The sequence below is a fragment of the Streptomyces panacea genome (genome assembly GCF_040560175.1).
Lineage (GTDB): Bacteria > Actinomycetota > Actinomycetes > Streptomycetales > Streptomycetaceae > Streptomyces > Streptomyces panacea.
Window position 1 is genome coordinate 1 of record NZ_JARJHW010000350.1, and the last position, 2,488, is coordinate 2,488.

General features: G+C 69.9%; 2 protein-coding genes and 1 pseudogene. 1 reads left to right on the top strand and 2 read right to left on the bottom strand.

The genetic code is table 11. The annotated features are described in order from the left end of the window. Nucleotides 1-287, top strand: a pseudogene (locus P3L51_RS35805) (serine/threonine protein kinase); the annotation flags it as partial. Here the strand turns inward: P3L51_RS35805 and P3L51_RS35810 are convergent. Both P3L51_RS35810 and P3L51_RS35815 read right to left on the bottom strand, forming a co-directional pair. Then, nucleotides 278-1,591: a hypothetical protein gene (locus P3L51_RS35810; protein ID WP_354609541.1), complete on the bottom strand. Its 1,314-nt coding sequence runs from the start codon at nucleotides 1,589-1,591 to the stop codon at nucleotides 278-280. The pseudogene P3L51_RS35805 and the gene P3L51_RS35810 overlap by 10 nt on opposite strands. Before the next feature lie 261 nt (nucleotides 1,592-1,852). Continuing rightward, nucleotides 1,853-1,987 carry a DLW-39 family protein gene (locus P3L51_RS35815; protein WP_003958712.1) on the bottom strand — a complete coding sequence of 45 codons (135 nt, stop codon included), beginning with the start codon at nucleotides 1,985-1,987 and terminating at the stop codon, nucleotides 1,853-1,855. Between the last annotated feature and the right edge of the window lie 501 nt (nucleotides 1,988-2,488).

Below are 2,488 nucleotides of genomic sequence, written 5' to 3' on the forward strand. Positions count from 1 at the left end.
CCGCGCCCACGCATCCGCTCGCGTCCCCTTCCCCCGTCGCGCCCGATCTGTCGCAGGCGCCCACCGCCGAGGTGCCGCACGACGTGCAGCACACTCGTAGATACACCGCTCAGCGGCCCGGGGTTCCCACCCAGTACCCGCCGGCTCCGTACGCCCCCGCACCCGTCCCCGCACCCGCACCCGTCCCGCACAGACGACCGGGACCGCCACCCAAGGTGACGATCCCGGTCCTGCTGCTCGCGCTGGTCTGTTTCGCCGTGGGCTTCTGGGCCCTCTCTCAGACCTGACGGACCCGCCGCCGCGCGAACAGCGTCCACCCGCCGAGCCCCAGCAACAGCGCCGTGCCCGTCCCGATCCCGCCCGCGGCGACCAGCGCCATCCTGCCGCTGTCATCGGCGGGGGTCGGGGTGTCCGTCCGCTCCAGGCTGTCCTCCGACACATGGAACTCGCCGGCCGGACCGGCGTACCCCGGCCCGTCCTTCGCCGTGCCGTCGACCGTCACGCCCAACGTCAGGTCGTACGGCTTGTTCCCGAACTTCTCGCCCACTTCGGGGTTGAGGCTCACCCGCACGTAGTACCAGCCCGCGAAACGCATCGCCTGCTCCTCGGCGGCGGGACTGAAGCGGTTCGCGTAGTCCACCGGCGGCGCCGGATCCGTCGACAACGACTTCCGCTCCCCGCGGTACGACATGTTTTCGTTGGCGTCGACGAGCCCTCTCGCCGGGTTGTACACGGCAAGGGACATCGCCCCGCTGACGAGGTCGTTCCCGTCCGAGCCCCCCAGCTCCGCGCTGGTGAAAAGCTGCTGTCCCCAATCCACCGGCACCCGGTAGAAGAGCGACTCACCTGGCTCGATCTTCGCCGTCCACCGGCCCTCTCCCAGTGCCATGGCGTCGGTGAATCCGGCGCCGCCCTCCCGCGCCTGCGGAGCGCCGGACGGCTCCTCGGGGGAGGCGGTGGACCAGTCATCGGCCGGCTCGGTGTGCCCGGCGGCCGTCAGCTCCGGCTCGGACAAGTAGCGCAGCTCCAGCTCCCACGCGTCCTGCGTGGATGTGGGCTTCGACTCCCGCTCCACGATGACGTAGTACGGACCGGCCTTCCGGCAGGCGCCGTACTCCTTGCCTGCGAGGGTCCTGGACGCGTACGCGGTCATCGGCCGCGGATAGTCGCCCGTCGGCAGGATCTTGGCCTGTGCGGAGTCGCAGTCCTTGCCGTCGCTGTCCCGCATCGTGACCGTCAGCTCGTCGCCGTACTCCACCCGCGACCCCAGCGCGGGCACGGCGGTGGCCGACACATACGCGTTCTTCGAGTCGTCCAGGTCCAGCCGGTAGAGGAGCTTCTTGCCCGGCAAGATCGAATCGCGGTAGGTGAAGCCCGCTTCGAGCTGCCGCGCGGCGCTGATGTTCGCCGCGCCCTCGACGCGCTCGGCCCTCGGATCGAAGGCGTACGGACTCGGCCCGTCGGCCGCCCGAGCCGTACCGGCCAGTCCCGGCACGCCGGACAGCCCGGATCCTCCCGGCTGCGCCGCCACCGCGCACATCGCCGCCGCCGCGACCAGCGCGACCCGGCCCCTGTTGCGCAGCCTCTTCACGAGCTTCCCCTTGTCGTCCCGGCGACCCAGCCGCCCACCGCCAACAGCCCGCACCCCCCGCACGGCGGTCGGGGTGCCGGTCCATCCTGCCCCGCCGCTCCCGCCCCTGTCTGCGCGGGCAGCCGATCCGTACGCACCCACCGGGCCCGGAGTTTCACAAAAGCAACCAAATCATTCGCCAAGGTGAACTCAACAGACCCCACAACAGCACGAAGCCCCGGTCGCCTCGGCGACCAGGGCTCATGTACCGACTACTGGGTCTCACACACCCGAACCTGCGGGCACGGAGTCGGTCGCCTCCGTCCACAGATCCTGCTCGGCGCGATCCGCCTGGATCTGGCGGTACACGAGGAGCCCGCCGATGGCGGCCAGTGCGACCAGGAGAAGCTTCTTCACCGCGCGACCTCGTCTTTCCTTGTCTTAGGGGCCTTCTGGCGCCCGACTATACACACCGACCGATACCGATCGGTGACCTACATGCGCCCCCAACTCAAGGGCCGCGACGACCAGTCAACACCCGCACAACAGAAAGCGATCCGCCCGGACAGGAGTCTCACTGTCCGGGCGGATCGGCCTTGCGGGAGTAACAGGATTCGAGCCTGTGGCGTCATCCTCGTCAGGACTCGCCGCGAAGTTCGAATGGTCCGCGGTTCAGCGCCGTACCGCCCTGAACCGCTTCTACGCCTGTCTCCCCCTGTCCAACACACGCTGTCGCCACCGACTGCGATCGCCGCCCCGCCGGAGGCCGACGAACCCCGCCAGAGCTACAACGGTCGGACTACAAGCGCTGAGGCTGTGGTGGATCAGCCGCCGAGGATCTCGCCGACCTTCTCGGACAGACCGCCGGCGATCTCGTCGGCCACACCCGAGCCGACGATCGCGGCGATGATCAGGGCC